General features: G+C 71.6%; 14 protein-coding genes and 2 pseudogenes. 6 read left to right on the forward strand and 10 right to left on the reverse strand.

Annotated features, from left to right (window positions below):
- The 7 genes and pseudogenes from DMB66_RS21795 to DMB66_RS21825 all read right to left on the reverse strand — a co-directional run.
- Window positions 1-2940 (reverse strand): Hsp70 family protein (locus tag DMB66_RS21795; protein ID WP_148112756.1); only part of this gene is annotated, 2940 nt, incomplete at its 3' end.
- A gap of 235 nt (window positions 2941-3175) precedes the next feature.
- A pseudogene (gene rlmB, locus DMB66_RS21800) lies at window positions 3176-4301 on the reverse strand (23S rRNA (guanosine(2251)-2'-O)-methyltransferase RlmB).
- Window positions 4301-5716 carry a cysteine--tRNA ligase gene (gene cysS / locus DMB66_RS21805; RefSeq protein ID WP_125805968.1) on the reverse strand — a complete coding sequence of 472 codons (1416 nt, stop codon included), beginning with the start codon at window positions 5714-5716 and terminating at the stop codon, window positions 4301-4303. The pseudogene rlmB and the gene cysS overlap by 1 nt, the downstream one beginning before the upstream one ends.
- Before the next feature lie 136 nt (window positions 5717-5852).
- Window positions 5853-7493 carry a S8 family serine peptidase gene (locus tag DMB66_RS21810; RefSeq protein WP_125805969.1) on the reverse strand — a complete coding sequence of 547 codons (1641 nt, stop codon included), beginning with the start codon at window positions 7491-7493 and terminating at the stop codon, window positions 5853-5855.
- A gap of 63 nt (window positions 7494-7556) precedes the next feature.
- The gene (locus DMB66_RS21815) at window positions 7557-8912 is read right to left on the reverse strand and encodes a class II fumarate hydratase (protein WP_370318948.1); all 1356 of its coding nucleotides are present in this window, start codon (window positions 8910-8912) and stop codon (window positions 7557-7559) included.
- A 41-nt stretch (window positions 8913-8953) separates the two neighbouring features.
- Window positions 8954-11932, reverse strand: coding sequence for an AfsR/SARP family transcriptional regulator (locus DMB66_RS21820; protein ID WP_233624753.1), 2979 nt, complete (start codon window positions 11930-11932; stop codon window positions 8954-8956).
- A gap of 111 nt (window positions 11933-12043) precedes the next feature.
- Window positions 12044-15016 (reverse strand): BTAD domain-containing putative transcriptional regulator, encoded by a 2973-nt coding sequence (locus DMB66_RS21825; protein WP_125805971.1) that lies wholly within the window; start codon window positions 15014-15016, stop codon window positions 12044-12046.
- 316 nt (window positions 15017-15332) lie between these two features.
- On the opposite strand from DMB66_RS21825, the gene DMB66_RS21830 reads away from it, so the two are divergent.
- Window positions 15333-15854, forward strand: coding sequence for a hypothetical protein (locus DMB66_RS21830; RefSeq protein ID WP_125805972.1), 522 nt, complete (start codon window positions 15333-15335; stop codon window positions 15852-15854).
- A gap of 52 nt (window positions 15855-15906) precedes the next feature.
- Here DMB66_RS21830 and DMB66_RS21835 read toward each other — a convergent pair whose 3' ends face one another.
- The 3 genes from DMB66_RS21835 to DMB66_RS21845 all read right to left on the reverse strand — a co-directional run bounded on the left by DMB66_RS21835 (window position 15907) and on the right by DMB66_RS21845 (window position 19510).
- A complete protein-coding gene (locus DMB66_RS21835) occupies window positions 15907-17574 on the reverse strand; it encodes a fumarate hydratase (protein ID WP_125805973.1) in 1668 nt (555 codons plus the stop codon).
- A 70-nt stretch (window positions 17575-17644) separates the two neighbouring features.
- On the reverse strand, window positions 17645-18961 hold the full coding sequence (locus DMB66_RS21840) for a PQQ-binding-like beta-propeller repeat protein (protein ID WP_233624754.1): 1317 nt from the start codon (window positions 18959-18961) through the stop codon (window positions 17645-17647).
- A gap of 63 nt (window positions 18962-19024) precedes the next feature.
- Entirely contained in the window at window positions 19025-19510 is a 486-nt protein-coding gene (locus tag DMB66_RS21845) for an Lrp/AsnC family transcriptional regulator (RefSeq protein ID WP_125805975.1), read from the reverse strand.
- Between the two features lie 88 nt (window positions 19511-19598).
- Here DMB66_RS21845 and hppD point away from each other — a divergent pair, with 88 nt between their 5' ends.
- From hppD to hisC, 5 genes and pseudogenes are all read left to right on the forward strand, one after another.
- Entirely contained in the window at window positions 19599-20753 is a 1155-nt protein-coding gene (gene hppD / locus DMB66_RS21850; protein WP_125805976.1) for a 4-hydroxyphenylpyruvate dioxygenase, read from the forward strand.
- Between the two features lie 10 nt (window positions 20754-20763).
- A complete protein-coding gene (locus DMB66_RS65575) occupies window positions 20764-21642 on the forward strand; it encodes an RDD family protein (RefSeq protein WP_305025740.1) in 879 nt (292 codons plus the stop codon).
- A pseudogene (locus DMB66_RS65975) lies at window positions 21639-21989 on the forward strand (DUF2510 domain-containing protein); the annotation flags it as partial. The gene DMB66_RS65575 and the pseudogene DMB66_RS65975, both read left to right, overlap by 4 nt.
- A 17-nt stretch (window positions 21990-22006) precedes the next feature.
- Window positions 22007-22981: an RDD family protein gene (locus tag DMB66_RS21870; RefSeq protein ID WP_233624755.1), complete on the forward strand. Its 975-nt coding sequence runs from the start codon at window positions 22007-22009 to the stop codon at window positions 22979-22981.
- Complete coding sequence (gene hisC / locus DMB66_RS21875; protein ID WP_125805978.1) at window positions 22978-24054, forward strand: histidinol-phosphate transaminase; 1077 nt, start codon at window positions 22978-22980, stop codon at window positions 24052-24054. Before DMB66_RS21870 ends, hisC begins: the two co-directional genes overlap by 4 nt.
- Window positions 24055-24318: the final 264 nt, after the last annotated feature.

A 24318-nucleotide genomic window follows, 5' to 3' on the forward strand; every position in this document is an offset into this window, starting at 1 on the left:
CGCGGACTCGGCCACGATCAGCCGGCCGTTGTGCGCGATGATCTTGTCGTTGGTGTCGGCCACGCTCTGCCGCGGACCGGCGACCACCTTGCCGGTGTCCGCGTCGATGACCCGGGCCGACTCGTCGGCACCGATCTGCACGATCCGCTGGTCGTCGTCGAACGGCTCGGCGAACGCGTCGCCGCCGATCGTGGCCGGACCGGCGAAATCCTCCTCGGTCGTGACGGCGACGACATGGGTGGTGGTCTGGCCGGACTCGGTCTTGGGATTCTTCTCATCCCAGCGACCCTTGCCGGTGCGCACATCGAGCCCGACCAGCCGGCCCTCCCTGCGGTCGACCAGCACCACCTTGTCGCCCGCGAACAGCACGCTGTCGTTGGCGTCCATCGTGCGCTCCCAGAGTTTCTTGCCGTCGCCCGGATCGAGCAGCACGATCCGCCAGGAGTTGGTAAGGGAGTCGGTGTCGGTGAGCGCGACAACCGCGTCCGGCAAGGTCAAGAGGGAATACCACCGCTTCGCGACTCCGGCCTCCGTGCTGCGCCAGCTTTTCCCGGTGTCGGTCGCGACCCCGACGATCCCGAGGGTGCCGTTATCGTCCGCGCTGGCGAAGTAGGCGCGGCCGTCGCGCAGCGCGGCGGCGTTGAAAGCGGACGTGACCGGCACCGCGGGCTTGATCCGCCGCAGATCGGCGAGCGGCCGGTAGTCCAGCGCCGGATAACCCGGCCAGAGCAGCGCGACCACGGTCGCGGCGGCCCCGAGCACGACGACGGTCGCGGCAGCGACGATCCAGACAAACTTCCTCTTGTACGCCGGGAGCCTCGTCCCCGCCTCCGCCTCCGCCTCGGGATCCGGATGCGTCGAGGCCAGCCATGGCTCGGCACTGGGGCTGGGGCTGGGGCTCCCCGAGACCGGGGCACCCGATACGGGGTGCAGAATCGGGCCGCCGCTCGCGTTCCCGAAGGCGGCAGCCTCACCGGTGGCCCAGGGGTCGACCGGCTCGGCATACTGCGGCTCCGCGTCGCCCTGCGCGGCAGCGGCCCGCGAACCCGCAGCGTGCGGCCCGGCGGAAGCCGACGCAGCGCCCAGCCCGGCCGGCGACCCGGCGGAAGCCGGCGCAGCGCCCGGCGGCGGCGCAGCGGGCGACGGCGCGCTCGCTACTGGCGCTGCAGAATTCGGCGCAGCAGCCGATGACGCAGCCTGATTCGGCGCAGCTGCCGACGGCGCGAGCTGATTTGACGCGGCAGCCGACGGCGCGACCTGATTCGGCGCGGCAGCCGACGGCGCGGGCTGATTTGACGCGGCCACGTGGGCCGGCGGCGCGGCGATGTCCGGTTCCGGCGGTGCCGCGGCGGCAGTGGGCTCGAGGGCCTCCGTCGCGAGGAGTCGACGCGCCTGTGAGCTACGCCGCGCGGATTCGGGACCGGCCTGACCAGCCGGCCGGGCCAGGTCGTCAGGGTGCGGATCCGCCTGGTCATCGGGGGTGACCGCGCCGCCGCCATCAGGGTCGGCTTGCACCGGCCTCGGCCGCGAACCATCGGCCGCTGCTCCCGGCGGCTCCGCCGGAATTCCGGCTGCTTCCGCGGCAACTCCGGACCCGCCCGCCGGGGCTCCGGATGAGGCCGCGATGCCTGCGGCGGGATGGGTCATGGTGTCGCTCATCGGCGGGACCGCCGCAGGGCGCATCGGTTCGGCCGGGGTTGCTGCGCTGTCAGAAGCACCCGAGGCCGCACCGCCAGACGCATCCCAGGGCGCCGCACCGCCAGACGCATCCCAGGGCGCCGCACCGCCAGACGCGCCCCAGGGCGCCGCACCGCCAGACGCGCCCCAGGGCGCCGCACCGCGGGAAGCGCCCGGGCTGACGACGATGATCGCGCCTTCCGCCACCGGCAGCTCCGGCTGGTCCAGCACCGTCGGGGCGATGCCCAACTCGTGGTGCAGCAGGCGGGCCACCAGCGGCACCCGCGACGAGCCGCCGACCAGGAACAAACCGGCCAACTCGGCGGGCGTCACCCCCGCCGCGCGGATGACCGCGTCCGTTTCGGCCACCCCGCGGCGCAGCAACGGCCCCACCGCCGCCTCGAATTCTTCCCGGGTCAGGTGCACCGCCTGCTCCACGCCCGGCACCGGCACCGGCGCCAGCGCGGTGCGGGACAGCATCTCCTTGGCACCGCGGACGTCGTCCCAGAACTGCCGGCGGGCCCGCCACTGGGCCAGCGTGACCGGCTCGGTCAGCGCCGCCCACGCGGCTGGTTCGCTCTGCCGCACCGCGGCGCCGAGGTGCTCGACCAGTGCCGCGTCGAGATCGAGGCCGCCGAGGTCGTCGATGCCGCCGGAGGCCGCCACCGCGAACCGGGGCAGTCCGTCCGGGGTGATCCCCTCGTTGCGGACGACGGCGACGTCGAGCGTGCCGCCGCCGAAGTCGAAGACCGCCAGGGCGGACCCGACCGGGACCGGGCGGCGCAGCACGTCGGCGAAGTAGTGTGCCGCCGCGACCGGCTCGGCCAGCAGCGCGGTGGCCGGCGGCCAGCCGGCCCGGGCCAGCGCCGTCGTGAGCACCGCGCGGCGCCGGGTGCCCCAGGCCGCCGGATAGGTCAGCACGGCCGGCGGCAGGAAGCCCGTTGCCGCGACGGCCTCCCGGGCCACCGCCCCGAGCAGGGCCGCCAGCAGGTCGGCCGTCGGCACCTCGGCACCGCCGAGCAGCACCGATTCCGCGTCGACGTGACGTTTCGGGTTGGGCTCGAGCCGGCCCGGCTCGGCCTGACCGAGCCGGACCGCGTCCCGGCCGACGTGCAGCCGGCCGGTGGTGTCCAGATAGACGGCGGAGGGCAGCAGCGGCTGACCGTCGAAGAGCAGCGGCCGGGTGCGGCCGTCGGGCCGCCGCAGCATCGCCACCGTGTGCGAGGTGCCGAGATCGACGCCGAGCACAAAGCCGTCGGTCACGCCGTGCCCTCCTTAGGCATGCCCTTCTGGCCCTCGCCTGCCAGGCCGCCGCCCGGCCCGGCTGGGTGCCGCTCGGTGCAGGCGGTCATGCCCTGCCCTCCTTAGGCACGCCCTTCTGGCCCTCGCCTGCCAGGCCGCCGCCCGGCCCGGCTGGGTGCCGCTCGATGCAGGCGGTCATGCCCTGCCCCGCCACGTCGCGGTGTACCCGGCCCGTCACGGTACAGGCCGGGTACGACTAACCGTAGATGCGGCGGCGGGAGACCTCGGCCAGCGTGACCGCGGCGGCGACGCTGGCGTTCAGCGATTCCACCTCGGACATCATCGGGATGCTGACCCGCAGGTCGCAGGTCTCGCCGACCAGGCGGGACAGGCCGCGTCCCTCGGAGCCGACGACCACGAGCAACGGGCCGACCGCGGCCTCAAGCTGATAGAGGTCGGTCTCGCCGTCCGCGTCCAGGCCGATCGCCGTGAAGCCGGCCTGCTGGGCGGCCTTGATCGACCGGGTCAGGTTGACCACCTGGGACACCGGCACGCGCGCGGCCGCGCCGGCGCTGGTGCGCCACGCGGTCGCGGTGATGCCGGCGGCCCGGCGCTCGGTCATGAAGACGCCGTGCGCGCCGAACGCGGCCACCGAGCGGATCACCGCGCCGAGGTTGCGCGGGTCGGTCACCCCGTCGAGGGCCACCAGCAGCGGCGCGGTCTGCTCCATCGCCGCGGCCACGAGGTCGTCGAAGTTCTCGTATGCGAACGGGGGGGACCTGCAGGCCGACGCCCTGGTGCAGGACGCCACCGGTCATCCGGTCGAGCTCGAGCCGGCTGATCTCCAGGATCGGGATGCCCCGGTCGCCGGCCGTCCGGACGATCTCGGTGATCCGGTCGTCGATGTCGATGCCCTGCGCCACGTAGAGGGCCGTGGCCGGGATCGAGGCGCGCAGCGCCTCGGTCACCGGGTTGCGGCCGAGCAGCAGCTCGGGTCCTTCCCTGGTCGGGTTGGACCGGCGCCCGGGCGCGATCCGAGGCCCGCCGCGACCCTGCACCCGCCCGCCGCGCTGCGGCTGCTGAGCCGGCCGGCCGGTGCCCCGGCCGCCGCCACGGCCCCAGGTGGTGTCCTTGGTGCCCGGCATGCCGATCTTGGGTGCGCGGCCCTCGGCCGCGGCGGCCCGCCGCTCCTTGTCCTGCTTGCGGGCCGTCTTCTCGGGCAGCTTCTCGGTGCCGGAGTAGCCCTTGTGCCAGGGCCGTTCGTCGGCCGGCAGCGTCTTGCCGCGACCCTTGAGACCGGCCCTGTTCTTACCGCCGGTGCCGGCGGACGCGCCCTTCTTGGATGTGACGCGCTTGCTCACATTGAACGAATTACCCGGCATCAGTGCTGCTCTCCTACCGTCCAGCGCGGCCCGGCCGGAGTGTCCTCCACCTGAACTCCCGCGTTCTTGAGCTGGTCGCGGACCGAGTCGGCCGCCGCCCAGTCCTTGCGTGTGCGCGCCTGCGCGCGCTGCTCGAGCGCGAGCGCCACCAGCGAGTCGACGATCGGCTTGAGGTCGCCGCCGCCGTCACCGGTCCGCCACGCGTCGTCGAGCGGGTCCAGACCGAGCACCCCGAGCATGGCCCTGACCTCGGTCAGCGCCGCGCGAACGCCGGTCTCGTCGCTCGCGGCCAGCGCGGTGTTGCCCTCACGGATCGTGTCGTGCACGACGGCCAGCGCCGCCGAGGTGTTCAGGTCGTCGTTCATCGCCGCGGCGAAGGCCGGCGGCACGGCCTTCGGCCGGCCGGAACCGACGACCTCGACCGCCCGCTGCACAAAACCCTCGATCCGGCGGTATGCCGTGGCGGCCTCCCGCAGCGCGTCGTCGGAATAGTCGATGCGCGAGCGGTAGTGCGGCACGCCCAGGTAGTAGCGCAGCTCCACCGGGCGGATGCCCATCGCCACGACCGCCTCCACGTCGATGACGTTGCCCAGCGACTTGCTCATCTTGGCCTCGCCGAGGTTGAGCAGCGCGTGGTGCACCCAGTAGCGGGCGAACGGCAGCCCGGCGGCGTGGGACTGGGCGATCTCGTTCTCGTGGTGCGGGAAGGTCAGGTCGAGGCCGCCGCCGTGGATGTCGAACTCGGCGCCGAGGTAGCGCTGGGCCATCGCGGAGCACTCGATATGCCAGCCGGGCCGGCCGCGGCCCCACGGTGAGGACCAGGACGCGTCGCCCGGCTCGTCGTCCTTGACGCCCTTCCAGAGCGCGAAGTCGGCGGGGTGCCGCTTGCCGCGCTCCGGGGCCTCGCCGGCGGAGAGCATGTCCTCGGGCTTCTGCCCGGACAACGCACCGTAGTTACGGAAGCTGGGCACGTCGAAATACACGTCGCCGGTGCCCTCGGCCGAGACATACGCGTGGCCGCGCTCGATCAGCTCGGCGATCAGCTCGTGCATCTCGGTGATGTGGCCGGTGGCGAGCGGCTCGTAGGTCGCCGGCAGCACGTTGAGGGAACGGTAGTCGGCGTCGAGGGCGAGCTTGTTCGCGTACGCGATCGCCCAGAAGGGGCGGCCCGTCTCCTGCGACTTCACCAGGATCTTGTCGTCGACGTCGGTGATATTGCGGACGAAGGTCACATCGAGGCCGAGGTGCAGCAGCCACCGCCGCAACACGTCGTAGTTGACCGCGGAGCGCAGGTGCCCGATGTGCGGCACCGACTGCACCGTGAGGCCGCACAGGTACACACCGACCTGACCGGGCGTCATCGGGACGAAGTCCCGGACGGATCGGGTCGCGGTGTCATGCAGGCGGAGCGTCACCGTACAAGGGTACCGACCTCCGCCAGCCAGTAGCGTCCCGCCCGAGGGACCTCCCGCCGGAGGTTATCCACACCCTCGTCCACAGGGACCTGAGGGGGCGCCCCCCGCATTGCGGCGGGCGCCCCGGGACAGATGATCAGCGGCCGCCGACGGCGGCATTGGCGTTGACGATGCCGTGTCCGTAGAAGCTGTTGAACTTCTTCGGGCCGGCGCAGTACGCGTCGAACGCCGTCGTGAAGCCCTCCTGGACGTAGCTGCGCAGCCGCGGCTCCGGGCAGGCGGTCTCCGTCGCCGTGCGGTACAGCCGCTGCTCGACCAGGTTGGGGTTCATCGTCAGGCCGCCGCGCCACCAGTCGCGGTGGCCGTACTTGCTGATGATCAGCGCCGCGACACCGGCCACGTGCGGCGAAGCCATCGACGTGCCCGCCAGGTAGGTGTAGTAGCCACACTTACCGCTGGAGCAGTCCTTGAAGACCGTGGGACGGGTCGGCTCGCCGTTAGCGTCGACCGCACCACTCTCCTGGAGCACCTTGAGCGGGTACGTGGACAGGATGTTGTTGGCCGCCGAGTTGTACTGCGGAGTGCCGAAGAAGTCCCGCGTGAAGCCACCCGGCGCCGCCAGCGAGATCTGCTCGAGGCCGTAGTTGGAGTAGTGGGACTTCGACGTGGAGGGGCCGACGGCCGAGACGCCGATGACGTGCGGGCCCTCGGCGGGCAGGCTCAGGCAGTCTTTGTTGTCGATGTCACGGAGGTACGGCGCGGGGCCGTAGTCCGGGCTGGTCGCGTCGTCGAGCGGGTCACCGAGGTTGTCGTGCTGGTTGCCCAGCGCGCCGACCAGCGTCACGCCGCGGGCGTGTGCGTAGTTCAGGGCCCGCTTCATGCCGGCGATGATCGCCCGCTGCTCGGCCTGGGCCTCGGGGCTGTCGGCCGCGTTCGACCGGCAGTTGTAGAGCCACGGGTCGACGTAGAACGACATGTTGACCACGTCCAGGCCGGCGTCGCCCGCGTAGGTGAGCGCGTTGACCACCGGGTCGAGGAAGAAGTAGCCCGAGTCCTGGCCGCCCTTGAGCTCGACGAGCGTCACCTTCGGGGCCACGCCGGTGACGCCGGAGCCGTTGGCCGCCGCGGCGATGGTGCCGGCGACGTGGGTGCCGTGGCCGCCGTCGTCGGTGCCGACCGGGTCGAGACAACCGGCCACCTCACACGGCCCGTCGACGTCCACCATGTCGGGGGCGAAGTTGCGGGAGAGCTTGCGGCTGAAGTTCGGCGCGAGGTCGGGGTTGCTGGCGTCGAGGCCGGTGTCCAGGACACCGACAGTGACACCACGGTCACCTGCCTCGATGCGGTGGGCCTTGTCCGCCCCGACCATCTTGAGGCCCCAGAGCTTGTCGTCCAGCGGGTCGGCGACCACGCCCTTCGGCGGCTTGCCGTGGGTCGCGGTGGTGACCGGCTGCTCGATCGCCGGCGCGTTCCCGGGCGCGCGCCCGATCGGCTTGCGGACCGACGCCCCGATCAAGGCGGTCGACTGCGCGGCCTTGGACCTGAAGTCCGCAGCCGAGGATGAAACGCGGTATGTGCCCACCGCGGCGTTGCTGCTGACTACCGTCCCGCCGGCCGCGGTGATGGCGGCTACGGCGGCGGAAGCCGACACCCCGTCATCCGCGACGACGGTGTATTCGACGATGGTGGCTGCGGCGGCAGGCGAGGTGGGCAGACCGACGAGCAGGGCCAGGCCCGTCGCGGTGGCGACGGCCCCGGCCGTCAGACGTCTTCTCATTCCCGCATTCGATCGAAGATCTAGATCATCCACAAGGGTAGATTGGACAGCTCCGCGATGTCGTTACGGGCGAGTCATCCGCAGCACGTCCAGCGCCGCGTCCAACTGCTCCTCGGTGAGCGTGCCGTTCGCGACGTGACCGCGTTCGATGACGACGGCCCGGATGGTTTTCTCCTCCTTGAGCGCCTGCTTGGCGATGGCCGCCGCCTCGTCGTAGCCGAGGAAGCGGTTGAGCGGCGTGACGATGGAGGGCGAGCCCTCGGCGTACGAGCGGACCACCTCCTCGTTGACCTCGAGACCGTCGACGCAGCGGTCGGCGAGCATCCGCGCGGCGGCGGCCAGCAGCTTGATCGACTCAAGCAGGTTGCGGGCCATCACCGGCAGCATGACGTTGAGCTCGAAGTCGCCCTGGGTCCCGGCGAAGGCGACCGCGGCGTCGTTGCCGATCACCTGCGCGGCGACCTGGCGTACCGACTCGGGGACCACCGGGTTTACCTTGCCCGGCATGATCGACGAGCCCGGCTGCAGGTCGGGCAGGCGCAGCTCGCGCAGCCCGGCCCGCGGACCCGAGCCCATCCAGCGGATATCGTTCACGATCTTGTAGAGGCTGACCGCGACCACCCGGAGCTGGCCGGACGCCTCGACCAGCGCGTCCCGGGCGCCCTGCGCCTCGAAGTGGTTGCGCGCCTCGCTCAGCGGCAGCCCGGTCATCTCCTTCAGCAGGGAGATCACCGCGGGGGCGAACCCGGGCGGGGTGTTCACCCCGGTGCCGACCGCGGTGCCACCCAGCGGCAGCTCGGCGAGCCGGGGCAGGGTGTCGGTGAGCCGGTCGATGCCGTTCCGGATCTGCGCCGCGTACCCGGAGAACTCCTGCCCCAGGGTGACCGGCGTCGCGTCCATGAGGTGCGTCCGGCCGGCCTTGACGACCTCCGACCAGCCGTCGGCCTTCGCGCTCAGCGCGACCACCAGGTGGTCCAGGGCCGGGATCAGGTCGCTGGTGAACGCCTCGGTGGCGGCCAGGTGGATCGACGAGGGAAACACGTCATTGCTGGACTGCGAGGCGTTGACGTGGTCGTTCGGGTGCACCGGCCGGCCCAGCGCACGGGTCGCCAGCTCGGCGACGACCTCGTTGGTGTTCATGTTGGACGATGTGCCCGAGCCGGTCTGGAAGACGTCGATCGGGAACTGGTCGTCGTAGCCGCCCTCGGCGACCTGCGCGGCGGCGGTCACGATGGCCTTCGCGATGTCGTCCTCCAGCACCCCGAGCGAGGCGTTGACCTGCGCGGCCGCGCCCTTGATCCGGGCCAACGCCCGGATGTGCGCGGGCTCCAGCCCGCGCCCGGAGATCGGGAAGTTCTCCACCGCCCGCTGGGTCTGCGCCCGCCACAGGGCGTCGGCCGGCACCCGGACCTCGCCCATGGTGTCGCGTTCGATCCGGTAACCGCTCTCGTCAGTCGTCGTCACCCTTCCATCCTGCCCCCGCCGACCGAGGTCCGCAGTTGATCCGTGCCACTGTCGACCTCCGCCAGCCGCTGTTCGACCTCGCGGCGATCGGGCACTCCCATCCGGCTGAACATGGTCAGCGCCTGCTCCCAGAGCCTGCGTGCGGCCTCGGGCTCGTCCTCGGCGAGGTGCACGGCCGCCCGGCCGGAAAGAGCCACCGCCCACTCGTACGGGTATCGCTTGTCGGCCAGCCGCAGCGCGTTCGCGCAGCTCTCGCGGGCCGCCGGCACATCGCCGGCAGCCAGCAGGAACTCGCCGCGGTCGGCTCGATAAAGCGCCTCGTAGCGTCGATGACCGATCCGGTCGGCGATCGCGATCGCCTGGCTCACCAACTCGAGCGCCGCCCCGGTCTGTCCCTCGGTGTGCTTCAGCCGTGCCAACCGGCTCAGGCACTCGGACTCACCGAGCGCGTAGCCGGCCGAGCGCATGAGGCGCAGCCCCGCGGTGACCATGCGCCGCGCGGTCGCGACGTCGGCCAGCCCCGCCCGCCACTTGACCATGCCGATGCTGTGCAGGCAGAAGGCGATGCCGACGGAGTCCGTCATCTCGATCGCCAGTTGCAGCCGGATCCGGAGATGACGCAGCGCCGGGTCCATCCGGCCGAGCCGCGCGAGCCCCGACCCGATGGCGCCGTGGCGCAGTGCCGCGTTCATCCGGTCGTCCCGAAGGCCCGACCCGATCCGCAGCGCCTCCCGGGACATCTCGATCATCTCGACGAAGCGGCCCTCCGGCTCGTGCAGAGCGGCGAGGTTGCCCATCACATTCGCGGTGCGCGTGTCGTCGTGCAGCGCCCGGCTGATGCGGACGGCGAGCTCCAGGAGGCTCCGGGCCTCGTCCCGGCGGTCGAGGCGCTGCGCGCACGAGGCCAGATAGTTGGCACAGACGGCGACCGCCAACTCGTCGCCCGATTGCCGAGCCGCCTCGATCCCCCGGCGCAGTAGCAGTTCGATCTCGGGCACGTAGCCGCGGGCGTAGAGATACCGCCAGGCGGCCCGGGGCAGTCGCCACACCCATTCCGTCAGGTCGGCGGCGGCCGCGGCGTCGAGGAACGCGACCAGGTTCGGCCGTTCGCGTTCCAGGTGGGCGGCGGGATCCGCGGAGCAAGCCGCCAGATCCGGGCGCTTGGGCGGTCCGAGATCGAGATCGGCCGTCACAGCCCCGCGCTGCGGTCCGTCGTTCGCCGCGACGAACATGTGCAGGTGAAAGTCGAACAGCCGGACCAGGGCGTCCCGGCGGTCGGCGGCGGACAGGTCGGCGGCGAGAACCGCCGCATACTCGCGCAGGAGATCGTGCAGCCGGTAGACCTCCGGCTCGGGTTCCTCGACGAGGTGCACGTCGAGGAGATCATCCAACAGGTCGCGGGCCCGGTCCAAGGGTTCGTCGGTCAGCGCCGCCACCGCGAGCGCCTCGAAGCGCTCGCCGGGATGCAGCCCGAGCAGCCGGAACATCCGCTGGGCCCGGTCGGGCAACTGCTCGTACGACAGCGCGAACGCGCTCGCCACCGTCCTGTCCTCGGCGGCCAGCTCCGGCAGGGCCGACTCGCTCAGCCGCCGGAGCAGATCGGCGACCCGCCAGCGCGGCCGGTGCGCCAGCCGCGCCCCGGCCAGCCGGATCGCCAGCGGCAGGCGCCCGCACCGGCGGACCACTTCCAACGCCGCCTCCGGCTCCGCGGCGACCCGTGCTCCGACGATCTTCTCCAGCAGCGTCACCGCCTCGGCGTCGTCGAGAACCGGGAGCGACTCGGGGTGCACACCGTCCAGCCCCGCCAACCGGCGCCGGCTGGTGATCAGCACCAGGGCCGCACCCGACGTGGGCAGCAGCGGCAGAACCTGGGCCGTCGACGCCGCGTTGTCGAGCACCACGATGGCCCGGCGGGCGGCCAGCTCGCCCCGCCAGAGCCGGATGCGCTCGTCCAGGTGATCCGGGATGTGCTCGGCCGGCACCCCCAGTTGCCGGAGCAGCGTCACCAGCGCCGCCTCCGGCCGCAGCGGACGTTGATCGCTGTGCCCCTGCAGGTCGACGAAGAGGCGGGCGTCGGGGAAACGCGCACCGACCAGCCCGGCGAGGTGGACGGCGGACGTTGTCTTGCCACTGCCGGCCATGCCGTCGATGATCCTGATCGCCGGGGCCGAACCCGCGGCGTCCACAGTGCCCAGCAACCGGACCATCAGCTCATCGCGGCCGGTGAAGTCGCCCACCGCCCGGAACAGGCTGTCGATCGCCACCAGCCCGGCCGCCAGCGATCGCGGTCCGGCCACCTTGCCCAGCAGGATCCGTCGGTGCAGGTCATGCAGCACCGGTCCGGGGTCGATGCCGAGCTGATCGCGGAACAGGTCGCAGGCGCGGCGGTATTCGGTCAGGGCGTCCGCCGACCGCCCGGCCCGGTGCAGCGCGAGCATGAACTGGGCCCGCAGCCGTTCACGCAATGGGAACTGCTCGACCAGACCGCTGAGCTCGGCCACCAGGTCCCGGTCGTGGCCGTCGTCGAGCTCCAGGTCGAGCCAGTCCTCGATCGCCGTGGCCCGCTGTTCGTCGAAGACGGCCGCCTGGTGTCGCACCGCCCGGCTGTCGATGCCGGCCAGCGCCGAACCCCGCCAGAGATCCAGGGCCTCGCGGAGTAGCTTGCCGGCCGCGCCGTCGCCGGTCTGTGCCTGTGCGACCAGCCGGGCGAAGGCGAGCGAGTCCAGGTCGTCACCGCCGACGAGAAGGCCGTACCCGGCGGGATCTGTGCGGATCATGCCCGGCGGCAGCGCCCGGCGCAGCCGGGAGACGCACGTTTGCAGCTGCCCGCGTGCCGTGGCCGGCGGATCGTCGTCCCACAGAGCGTCGATCAGGTCGTCCGTCGCGACGATCTGGCCGGGCTTCAGCAAGAGCATGGCCAGCACGATGCGGTCCCGGCCGGCGGAGATGACCACCTCTCGCCCGGAGTCGGTCACCTGGAGAGGCCCAAGGATGCCGAATCGCACTGAAGGCTCCGTTCCCGCTGGCCGGACGGCATCGACGATAGCCGAGCCGCATACCCGCAACGACCGTCGACGAGAGCCCTGTCACATGAGGCGTCGGGCGATGCCGTGCCGCTCGGGGACGCCGAGCTGGGTGAACAGCTCCAGCGCCTGCTCCCGGTGCCGCCCGGCGAGCCGCGGGTCGTCCTCGGCCGACGCGACCCCGGCCCGGCCGATCAGCGCGACCCCCCGCTCGTACGGGTAATGGTTGCCGGCCAGCGCGATCGCACGGTCGGCGCACTCCCGCGCGGTCGCGATGTCCCCCGTCGCCAGGAACACGTCGCCCAGGCGGCTGTGGGAAACCGCTTCGTAGCGCTTGTGGCCGACGCGCTGGAATATCGGGATGGCCTGCAGCAGCAGATCCCGGGCCGCGTCGAACCGGCTCTCGAGCTGGCACAGATGCGCCAGTTCACCCAGGACGCGCGCCTCCGCCAGGGGATGGCGGCTGTTCCGGGTGAGTCGCAGAGCGATCGTCAGCATGCGCCGGGATCGGGCGGGAGTCTGCAGGCCGGCCCGCAACTTGATGATGGCGACGTTCAGCAACCCGACCGCGATCAACCCACGATCGCCCACCTCCACCGCCGCCAGCAGCTGCAGCCGCGCGTGGCGCAGGGCCGGGACCAGCTCGCCGAGCTTGGTCCAGCCGATCGAGATGGCGTGGTGGCGCAACGCGATCTGGACCATGGTGTCCGGCCTGGTCGTGTTCCGGCGCACGATCCGGAGGGAATTCTCCGAGAGCATGATGCTCTCGGCGAAGCCACCCGCCGCCTCGGCGACCGTGGCCAGATTGCCGGTCGCCGCGCACAGGCCCACCTCGTCTCCGAGCTTGCCACGCAGCTCGACCGCGGTCTCCAGCAGGCTGCGGGCCTCGGCTTGGCGACCGAGGCGGTTGGAGGCCGAGGCGAGATAGTTCGCCGCCGTGGCCACCGCGGCGAGGTCGCCCACTTGACGCGCGACCGCGAGCCCTCGGCGCAGCAGGGTGTCGATCTCAGCGATGTAGCCCAGGACGTAGAGGCGGCGCCACGCTGCCCGCGGCAGGCTCCAGGCGTAGTCCGGGCGGCCGGCGGCCAGGCCCGCGTCGACGTAGGCGGCCAGGTATGGTCGTGCCTGCTCCAGGTAGGCGGCCGGGTCTGTCAGCTCGGCGAGCAGGTCTGTTCGCGCCGGCGCGCCCAGGGCCAGATCGTGGACCACCAGCTCGTGCCACTGTGCCTCGGTGGTCGCGGCCAGGGCGTGCAGGTGGAAGTCGAGCAGCTGGATCACGGCTTTCCGGCGCTCGTCCTCCGGCAGCTCGGCGGCCAGCGCGGCGGCATACTGCCGCAGCAGATCGTGCAGGCGGAAGACATCCGGCTCGGGCTCTTCGACCAGGTGCGCGTCGACCAGCCCGTCCAGCGCCTTCCGGGTCTCGTCGAGCGCCAGGCCGGCCAGGGCCGCGACAGCCAACGCGCCGGCGCGTTCGCCCGGCTGCAAACCGAGCAGCCGAAAGACGCGCTGATGCCCCGCCGAGAGTTGCGCATAGGACAGAGCGAAGGCGCTCGCCACGGTCCGTTCCTCGGCGGCCAGTTCGGGCAGCGCCGACTCGCCCAGCCGGCGAACCAGATCCGCGACCCGCCAGCGGGGCCGGTGCGCCAGCCGGGCTCCCGCCAACCGGATCGCCAGCGGCAGGCCCCCGCACCGGCGGACCACCTCGAGTGCCGACTCGGGCTCGACCCGTACCCGGTCGCCGGCGATCTTCACCAGCAGGGCGACCGCCTCCGCCTCGTCGAGAACCGGCAGGGACTCGGGGTGCACGCCGTCGAGACCGACGAGCCGGCGCCGGCTGGTGATCAGGCAGAGGTTGGCCGCGGAGGTCGGCAGCAGGCGGGTGAGCTGAGCGCTGGACCCGGCGTTGTCCAGGACCAGCAGGATCCGGCGACCAGCCAGCTCCCGGCGCCAGAGGTCCACTCGCCCGGGCAGGTCGGGCGGAATCCGGTCGGGCGGGACGTCGAGCTGCCGCAACAGCGTGAGCAGCGCGGCAGCCGGCTCGATCGGCTCGTGCTCGCTGTGGCCCTGCAGATCCAGGAAGAGCTGCCCGTCCGGATAGCGCTCGGCGAGGCAGTGCGCGACGTGCAGCGCGAGTGTGGTCTTGCCGCTGCCGGCCATACCGTCGATCACCAACACCACGGGGCCATCGGTGACGTCGTGCTCCGCGGCGGCGAGCAGGCGGCGGACCGCCGTGTCCCGGCCGGTGAAGTCGCCCACCGTACGGGGCAGGCAGTGCACCGGCACAGACTCGGCGGCAACGGCCGGAGCCGGCGTGACCTGCCCGGCCAGGATGCGCCGGTGCAGATCCCGCAGCGCCGCGCCGGGCTCGATGCCCAGTTCGTCCCGGAGCAGGTCGTGGGCACGGCGGTATTCGGCGAGCGCGTCGGCCTGCCGTCCGATCCGGTACAGCGAGAGCATCAGCTGCACCCGAAGCCGTTCCCGCAAGGGGAACCGCTCCACCAGCCCGGTCAGCTCAGCGACCAGGTCCCGGTCGCCGCCACCGGCGAGTTCCAGGTCGACCCAGTCCTCGATGGCCATGGCGTGCTGTTCGTCCAGCACCGCGGCGCGCTGTCGCACCGCACGGGAATCCGTCCCGGCCAGCGCCGGCCCCCGCCACAGCGCCAGCGCCTCGCGGAACTGCTTGCGGGCGACCCCCGCCTCGGTGTCGGTCGCGGCCCGGGCCAGCGCCACCAGCCGGGCGAAGATGGTGGCGTCGAGCTGGTCGTCGGCGATACGGATGCCGTACCCCGCGGGGTCGGTGAGAATCGCCTCTCCCGCGAGTGTCCGCCGCAGGCGGGAGACGCAGGTCTGCAGCTGACCGCGGGCGGTGACCGGGGGCGAATCCTCCCAGACCGCGTCGATCAGATCCTCGTTGCTGACGATCCGACCGGCGTGCAACAGCAGCATCGCCAGGACGACCCGGTCCCTACCGGCGGTAATCGCCACATCCCGCCCGGCGGCGGTCACCGACAGGGCACCCAATATGCCGAATCGCATCAGGTCACCCCGTCCCGCACCTCGATCGGGATCGACCATAGCCGAATCCAGATAGTGGACGGGCGCCCGACGAGAGTGGAACGACAGCGGAACGAGAGCGCCCTACCGCAAGCTGTTTCCCGGGCCGTTCCGCTTCGATGTGCCCAACATCGCCCCGAGAAGCGGAACGGCCCGTAACGGGGGTGTTCAGCTCGTTCGCGACGACGTCGCGGGCGAGCTGTTCACGTTCCGGGGCCGGGCACCGGTTGGACGGCACCCAGGCCGGAACGTATCGTCGCGAAGGGTTTGGCCTTCCCCGACGAACAGGATCTTTGCCATGCGAACCGCCCTCCTCGCCGGCTCCCTCGCCTGTCTGCTCCTCACGGGCACCGCCTGCAGCAGCGACGACAACGGCACCGAGACGATCGCCGAAGCACCTGTGGCGGAGACGCCCTCGACGGCGACGACCACCGTGCCGGCGCCCGACTACTACGCCAACACCCGCAAGGTCTGTGCCGCGCTCAACAAGATCTTCGACGCGGACGTGGCCGAGTTCGGCACCGCGGTGGGCAAGATGATCGCCTACAAGGAGGCGAAGCAGACCGCCGAGGCCGAGCAGGCCCGCAAGGCGGCCAGCAAGGAGCTCAAGGAGGTCGGCGCGAAGGTCCGCAAGGAGACCGCGGCGGCCGCGGACCCCGACCTGAAGCAGGCGGGGGCCATCTCGGCGACGAAGTTCTCCAAGAGCTCCACCGACAAGGCCCTCTTCGACAAGATCAAGACCACGAAGGACCTGGACCGGACCCTGGCGGCGAAGATGCCCGACTGGATGGACCCGGTCGCCGGCCTCTGCGCGACCTGAGCAGACCGGGACGACCCGGTCAGTCCGGGTCGATCCGGGCGGCCGGTCGGGGCTACCGCCGGCCGATGCCCAGGACCGGCTTGGTGACCTCGGCGAAGAAGTCGTTGCCCTTGTCGTCGACGACGATGAACGCCGGGAAGTCCACCACGTCGATCTTCCAGACCGCTTCCATGCCCAGCTCCGGATATTCCAGGACCTCGACGTGCCGGATGCAGTCCTGGGCGAGCCGGGCCGCCGGGCCGCCGATCGAGCCGAGGTAGAAGCCGCCGTGGCTCTTGCAGGCGTTGGTCACCTGGGTGGAGCGGTTGCCCTTGGCCAGCATCACCAGCGAGCCGCCCGCGGCCTGGAACTTCTCCACGTACGCGTCCATCCGGCCCGCGGTCGTCGGACCGAACGAGCCGGACGCGTACCCCTCGGGGGTCTTGGCCGGGCCCGCGTAGTAGACCGCGTGGTCGCGCAGGTATTGCGGCATCGGCTCGCCCGCGTCCAGCCGCTCGGCGATCTTGGCGTGCGCGATGTCGCGGGCGACGACCAACGGGCCGCTCAGCGAGAGCCGGGTCTTGACCGGATATTTGCTCAGCTCGGCGCGGATCTCGGCCATCGGCCGGTTGAGGTCGACGCGGACGACCTCGTCGGCCTCCAGGCTGTCGTCGGTCACGTCCGGCAGGTAGCGCGCCGGATCCGGCTCCAGCCGTTCGAGCCAGACACCCGAAGGAGTGATCTTCGCGAGCGCCTGGCGGTCCGCCGAGCAGGAGACCGCGATCGCCACCGGGCAGGACGCGCCGTGCCGGGGCAGGCGGATCACCCGTACGTCGTGACAGAAGTAACGGCCGCCGAACTGGGCGCCGATGCCGAAGTCGCGGGTCAACTCGAGGACCGCCGCCTCCAGCTCGACGTCGCGGAAGCCGTGCGCGGACATCGAGCCGGCCCGGGGCAGATTGTCCAGGTATTTCGCGCTGGCCAGCTTCGCGGTCTTGAGTGCGTACTCGCCGCTGGTGCCGCCGATCACGACCGCCAGATGATACGGCGGACACGCGGACGTGCCGATCAGCCGCAGCTTCTCGTCCAGGAACTCCATCATCCGCGCCGGGTTCAGCAGCGCCTTGGTCTCCTGGTAGAGGTACGACTTGTTGGCCGAGCCGCCGCCCTTGGCCATGAACAGGAACTTGTACGCGTCCGGCTGGCCGCCCGGGTCCTCGGCGTACAGCTCGATCTGGGCCGGCAGGTTGGAGCCGGTGTTGCGCTCGTCCCACATCGTCAGCGGGGCGAGCTGGGAGTAGCGCAGGTTCAGCCGGGTGTACGCCTGGTACACGCCCTGGGCGATGGCCTGCTCGTCGGTGCCGTCGGTCAGCACGTGCCGGCCGCGCTTGCCCATGACGATCGCCGTGCCGGTGTCCTGGCACATCGGCAGCACGCCGCCGGCCGCGATGTTCGCGTTGCGCAGCAGGTCCATGGCCACGAAGCGGTCGTTCGGCGAGGCCTTCGGGTCATCGATGATGGACCGGAGCTGGGCGAGGTGGGCGGGGCGCAGGAAGTGCGCGATGTCGTGCATGGCCTCGGCGGTCAACAGCGTCAGCACGCTCGGGTCGACGGTGAGGAACCGCCGGCCGCCGGGCCCGTTGACCACGTCGACACCCTCGTCCGCGACCAGTCGGTACTCGGTCGGGTCGTCGCCCGTCGGCAACAGCGGCGAGTACGAGAAAGCGGCGGCTCTGCTCATGACGGGCAAGCCTAGGCCAGCGCCCGCACGAGGCGCGAACCAGCACGGTTACACCGAGATACCGGTTCGATCAACGCGCGGGCGTGGAACCGAACGAAAGGTACGCCATGTCGCGCCCGTCGATGAGGATCAGGCCGCCCGGACCCACCGCGAAAACCTTCGCATCGGTGCGCGCTTCGGTCAGCACGGCCCCGGTCCGCGGGCTCAGCGCGATCACCTTGGCGGGCTTCCGATCGGCCACCACCGCCGCGTACGGCGTCAGCGCGGCCTGCGCGTTCGCGGTGATGCCCCGCCGCCAGACGGTCTTGCCCCGGCTGAACGACCGGGCGACCAGGGTCCGCTGGTCCGCGGTGCGGATCAGCGTGTAACGGTCGTTGACGGCGAGCACGCTCTGCCCCTTCGCACCGTGCCAGAGCGTCCGGCCGTCATGCGCGGCGATCAGCTCCTGCCGGCCCACCGGGTCGACGCCGAGCACCACCTCGTCCCCGCCGGCCGGATCCCGTTCCTGCTTGCAGGCCGAGCCGTTCTCCGCGGTCCGCAGGTTGAGCCCGTCGCGCTGCCAGACCGGCCGGCCGTTGGGCGGGTCGTGGGCGATGACACTGAAATAGCAGGTGCCGTCCCGCGCCTCGCCGGTGACGGTGAGGACGCGGCTGCCGACCACGGCGAGGCGCTGGTCCCGGGCCGGCGTCCGGGTCTGCACGACCCGGCCCTGGGCCGTGTCGACCACCTCGACCTTGCCGTCGCCGACCAGCCCGATGAGGCTGGGCAGCGGCCGCGGCCCGGCCGCCCGCACGTCGATCTGCGACGAGTTCAGCGGCTGGGTGTCGGGCAGATCGGGGTTGGCGGCGTCCAGAACGAAGCCGATGCCGGGCGTGCCGATGGTCCACATCGGCTTGCTGCCGCGCGGCTCCCAGGCGCTGAGCTCGCAGTCGCCGGCCTTGGGGCAGCGCAGGTCGAGCACCGCGTCGCCGTAGGTCCACACGGCCGTGGCCTCGGTGTCGCGGCGGCGGACCGCGCCGGTGGCCGGGTCCAGCACCTCGTACCCCTTGGTGAGCAGCCGGCCGACGACCACGACGGCGTCGCCGTCGGTGCCGGCCACGCCGGCCCAGTCGGCGTCGGACTTCCACAGCCGGACCCCGGCGGTGATCCCGTACGCCTCGATGGAGGTGCGGTATTCGACCACGACCGCGCCGCCGCTTATCGTGACGCTGCGTGGTGACCCGCCGATGGCGGTCTGCCAGGTGGCGACGCCCTCGGCGATCGGGTCGCTCTGGTTGATCCAGGACCAGATCTTCGGGAACGGGTTCCACACCCCGGTGGTGGCCAGGACGATGATGACCACGACGCCGACCAGCGCGTAGCCTTTCGCCGAGCCGCCGGAAGCCACGTCGGACACGGTAACGAGATCGACATGACTCGACCGCGAGCCCGAAAGGCCCGTGTCGCGCGCTTATGCCCCGCTTGCCGCCTTGACCAAGGGCATCGTGCGGTACGGAATCTGCTCCGCCAGCGCGATGATGGTCGACGCCCGCAAGATCCCCTCGTACGTGACGATCTCGTCGATCACCCGTTGCAGGTCGGCGTTGGAGCGGGCCACGATCCGGCACATCAGGTCGCCGCTGCCGGTGATCGTGTGCGCCTCGAGGACCTCGGGGATGTCCGCCAGGTGCGCGGTCACCGCCGGGTGGCCGTACCGCTGGCTGATCTCCAGGGTCACGAAGCTCATCACGCCGTAGCCGATCGCGGCCGGCGAGACCTCCGGGCCGAAGCCGCGGATCGCGCCCCGCGCGATCAGCTTGTCCAACCGGGCCTGGGCCGTGCCGCGGGCGACCGCGAGCCGGCGGGAGAGCTCCAGCACGCCGATCCGGGGCTCCTCGGCGAGCAGTGCGAGCAACTGCCCGTCTAGCGCATCCAACTGCACATCTTGTCCAGCCATAATGCCTGAGCACTCTACCAAATGCACAGACTGACCAGCCTGAAAACCCACTATTGCCCAGCACCCGGCAAGAGACAAGCCTCTGCATATGACGCAGGTGATGGAAGCCGCCACTAAGACCGTCGACGTGTTCCCCGTCAAGGGCGTCGACCACCTCCAGTTCCTCGTGGGCAACGCCAAGCAGACGGCCCACTATTACTCGACCGCCTTCGGGATGACCTGTGTGGCCTACCGCGGGCCGGAGCACGGCTACCGCGACCACGCCGAGTACGTCCTGGTCAGTGGGTCGGCCCGGTTCGTGATCACGGGCGCGGCGCACGCCGGCGCACCCAGCGCCGCGCACGTCGCCAAGCACAGCGACGGCATCTACGACATCGCGCTGGCCGTGCCGGACGTGGACGCAGCCTACCGGCACGCCATCTCGGCGGGCGCCTCCTCGGTGAGTGAGCCGCACGATCTCTCCGACGAGCACGGCACGGTCCGCGTCGCCGCGATCGCCGCCTACGGCGACACCATCCACACCCTGGTGGACCGCTCGAAGTACGACGGACCGTTCCTGCCCGGCTTCGCCGCCCGCGGCCCGATCGTCGACCGGCGGCCCGCGATCGACGCCGGCCTGCAGCCCAAGCGCTACTTCCAGGCCGTCGACCACGTCGTCGGCAACGTAGAACTGGGCAAAATGGACGAGTGGGTCGCGTTCTACGGCCGCGTGATGGGCTTCACGAACATGGCCGAGTTCATCGGCGACGACATCGCCACCGACTACTCCGCGCTGATGTCGAAGGTCGTCGCCGACGGCACCCGCAAGGTCAAGTTCCCGCTCAACGAGCCGGCGATCTCGCGACGCAAGTCACAGATCGACGAATACCTCGAGTTCTACGGCGGCCCGGGCGCCCAGCACGTCGCGGTCGCCACCAACGACATCCTGGCCAGCGTCGACGCGATGCGCGCGGCCGGGTGCGAGTTCCTCGACACGCCGGACTCGTACTACGACGACCCTTCGCTCCGCGCCCGCATCGGCCAGGTCAGGGTGCCTATCGAGGAGCTGAAGAAGCGCTCGATCCTGGTCGACCGGGACGAGGACGGCTACCTGCTGCAGATCTTCACCAAGCCGGTGCAGGACCGCCCGACGGTCTTCTTCGAGCTGATCGAACGGCACGGCTCGCTCGGCTTCGGCAAGGGCAACTTCAAGGCCCTGTTCCAGGCCATCGAGCGGGAACAAGAGCTGCGCGGAAACCTGTAACACTGTCTTCGTGACGCAAGCGAACGACGACGCCGCGGCCGCGGCCGGCCCGCCGACCGGTGGGCCGGTCCGCGCCCCGGTGCCGCCACAGCCCGGTGGCCCGCAGGCCGGCGGGCCACCGCCTGGTGGCCTGCCGCCTGGTGGCCTGCCGCCTGGTGGCCTGCCGCCTGGTGGCCTGCCGCCTGGTGGCCTGCCGCCTGGTGGCCTGCCGCCTGGTGGCCTGCCGCCTGGTGGCCTGCCGCCTGGTGGCCTGCCGCCTGGTGGCCTGCCGGCCTATCCTCCGCCCATCCGGTACGGGTCGGCGGTGGGTGCGCCGCCGTACTACGGTCCGCCGCCGTACGGATGGCGGCCACCGCCCGTGCCGCTGGCCCCCGACGGGCGCCCGCTGGCCGACTTCGGCACCCGGCTGCTCGCGTACTTGATCGACAGCGCGATCGTCGGCGGCATCGCCGCGGTCGTCTTCATCCCGGTGATGTTCGTGTTGATCTTCAAACTCATGCCGGACCTCGCCGATTCCGCGAACGGCTACGACCCCACGACCGGGCCGGAGACCCTGCTCGAGGGTTTCCTGCTGCCGATGCTGCTGATCGAGCTGGGCTTCATCCTGTTCATGCTCGCGGGCTACTACGTGTACTACGTCGAGATGATGTATCGCGGCGGTCAGACGGTCGGCAAGAAGGCGATGAAGATCAGGGTGATCCCGTTCGAGCCCGGTGCGATGCTGACCCGCGCCATGGCCGCGAAGCGATACCTGATCGAGTTTCCGTGCGGCATCTTCGTGCCCTTCCTCAGCTATGTCGACGGCTTCTGGCAGCTCTGGGACAAGCCGTACCAGCAGACCCTGCACGACAAGTTCGCCAAGACCGTCGTGATAAAGGTTGCGCCATGACTTCGCTGCCCGCCGGTTGGTACAAAGACCCGGCCGACCCGACGACTCAGCGCTGGTGGGACGGCGAGGGCTGGCTCGGCACGGCCCTCCCGGCCGACGCGACGCCGCCCGACGGCCCGCCACCCGCCGAGGATCCCTCGCCGGCCGGCTCCGCTCCGGGCGCCCCGCGCACTCCGGGCGCGCCGACCGCTCCGGCCCAGGGTGAGGTCACACCGGCCGCCCCGGGCTCGTCCGCACCACCCGCGCCGACCGGCCCACCGCCGGGCTGGGGCACGCCACCGCCGGGCTATCAGCAGCCGCCGGGCTATCAGCAGCCGCCGGGTTATCAGCCGCCGCCGCCGGGTTATCAGCAGCCGCCGCCGGGTTGGACGTACCCACCACAAGGCTGGACGCCGCCCCCGGGGTGGACGCCGCCCCCGGGCTATCAGCCGCCGCCGCCCGGTTGGACGCCTCCGCCTCCTGGCTGGACGCCCCCGGCCGGCTCGGCTCCTCCCTCCGGCTCGACGCCCCTGCCTGGTTCGACGCCCCTGCCTGGTTCGACGCCCCCGCCCGGCTCGACTCCCCGCCCGGCTCGACGCCCCTGCCTGGTGCGGCTCCCCCGGCTGGTTCGACGCCCCCGCCCGGCTCGATGCCCCCGGCTGGTTGGGCGCCCCCGCCCGGCTGGACGCCTCCGCCGGGCTGGGGGCCACCGCCGGGCTGGGCACCCCCGCCCGGCTGGGCACCGCACGCCTACGCGTATCAGGTGCAGGCCCGGCCGCACGGCCAGCCGCTCGCCGGACTGGGCCGGCGCCTGGTCGCCCGGTTGGTCGACATCGTCGCCGTGCTGATCCTGAACGTGCTGGTCAACGGCTGGCTGGCCTATCAGTGGTGGCTGGAGGTCGAGCCGATCTTCCGCGCCACCATGGCGGACCCGTTCACCAGCCCGCAGCCGGCCTCCGCACGATCGAGCTACCTGGTCCTCACGATGCTCGTCGTCGCCACGGCCCTGTGGTTCGCTTACGAGGTGCCGGCGCTGGCGAACAGTGGCCAGACCCTCGGCAAACGTCTGCTGCAGGTCAAAGTCGTGAAGTTGGAGAACACCGAACCGCTCGGCTTCGGCCGGGCCTTCCGCCGCTGGGCCCGGCTCGGCATGTGGACGCCGCTGTGGAGCTGCTACGGCCTGGGCTTCCTCGCCCAGCTCGTCGGTGCCGGCTCGGTGCTGTTCGACCAGCAACTCCGCCAGGCCCTGCACGACAAGTCGGCCGCGACCGTGGTCGTCGCCGTGCCACCCGGCCATCGGAACCAGCCCGTCAAGGCGGCACCCGATCACGCCGACGACTCCACCGGAGGGAAACGATGAGCAGGCTGACTCGCGCCGACCTGGACGCGCTGCCGACCTACGTGCCGGGCCGCAACGTCGCCGACCTGGCCCGCGAGCTGGGCATCGCCGAGGCGATCAAGCTGGCCAGCAACGAGGTGCCGTACGGCCCGCTACCGGGAGTGCCAGAGGCGGTGGCGGCGGCGATGGCCCAGTCGCACCGCTATCCCGACATGGGCGTGCTGGAGCTGCGGGACCGCCTCGCCGCCCGCTACGGCGTCAGCCCCGACCGGATCGTCACGGGCTGCGGCTCGGTGGCGCTGGCCGAGCACCTCGCCAAGGCGACGTGCCTGCCGGGCGACGAGATCGTGTATTCATGGCGGTCGTTCGAGGCCTACCCGATCATCTCGGCCGGCGTGGGCGCGGCCGGCATCCGCGTCCCGAACACCCCGGAACACGGCCACGACCTGCGGGCGATGGCCGAAGCCATCACCGACCGGACCAGGCTGGTGTTCGTCTGCACCCCGAACAACCCGACCGGTACGAGCATCCGAAAGGCGGAACTCGACCGTTTCCTGGACGCCGTACCGTCGGACGTGCTGGTGGTCCTGGACGAGGCGTACCGCGAGTTCGTCACGGACGTCGAGGTCCCCGACGGCCTGGCGACCTACGGCGACCGGCCGAACGTGGTGGTGCTCCGCACGCTGTCCAAGGCCTGGGGCCTGGCCGGGCTGCGGATCGGCTTCCTGGTGGCCCAGCCCGAGGTGGCCGCGGCGATCCGCAAGGTACTGACCCCGTTCTCCACGAGCGTGGTCGCCCAGGCCGCGGCGCTGGCGGCGCTGGACGCCGAAAAGGAGGTGCTCCGCCGCTGCGCGCTGGTGATCAGCGAGCGGGAGCGGGTCACGGAGGCGCTCCGCAAGCTGCACCCCGACGTGCCCACGAGCCAGGCGAACTTCGTCTGGCTGCCGCTGGGCGACCAGGCGGCGGCGTTCGGCGCGGCCTGCGAGAAGCGCGGAGTGATCGTCCGGCCCTTCCCCGGGGACGGCGTTCGCATCACGATCGGCAAGCCGGAGGAGAACGACGCCCTCCTGGCCGCGGCCGAGGCGGCCCTCTAGCTCAAAGATCAGATAATCGCGGAAACCGAGGCGGCACGGGCCAGGTCGGTGGGTAGCCCTGCCCAGCCCGTGCAGCTCAACCCGGCCGGTGCGAGTTGCCTGGCCCGTGGTGTTGTCCGGCCCCGCCGCTACCCAGCGCACTACCGAGCTGCACCTGCCGGATATCGCGCCCGTGCTGGTCGGCGGCATTTCTCGGAATGCGGCATCGATCTTGGTCGGCTCTCGCGGCGTTCTGCTGGCAGAAATCCGACGGCCTGAATCATC

The organism is Actinoplanes sp. ATCC 53533 (genome assembly GCF_003947245.1).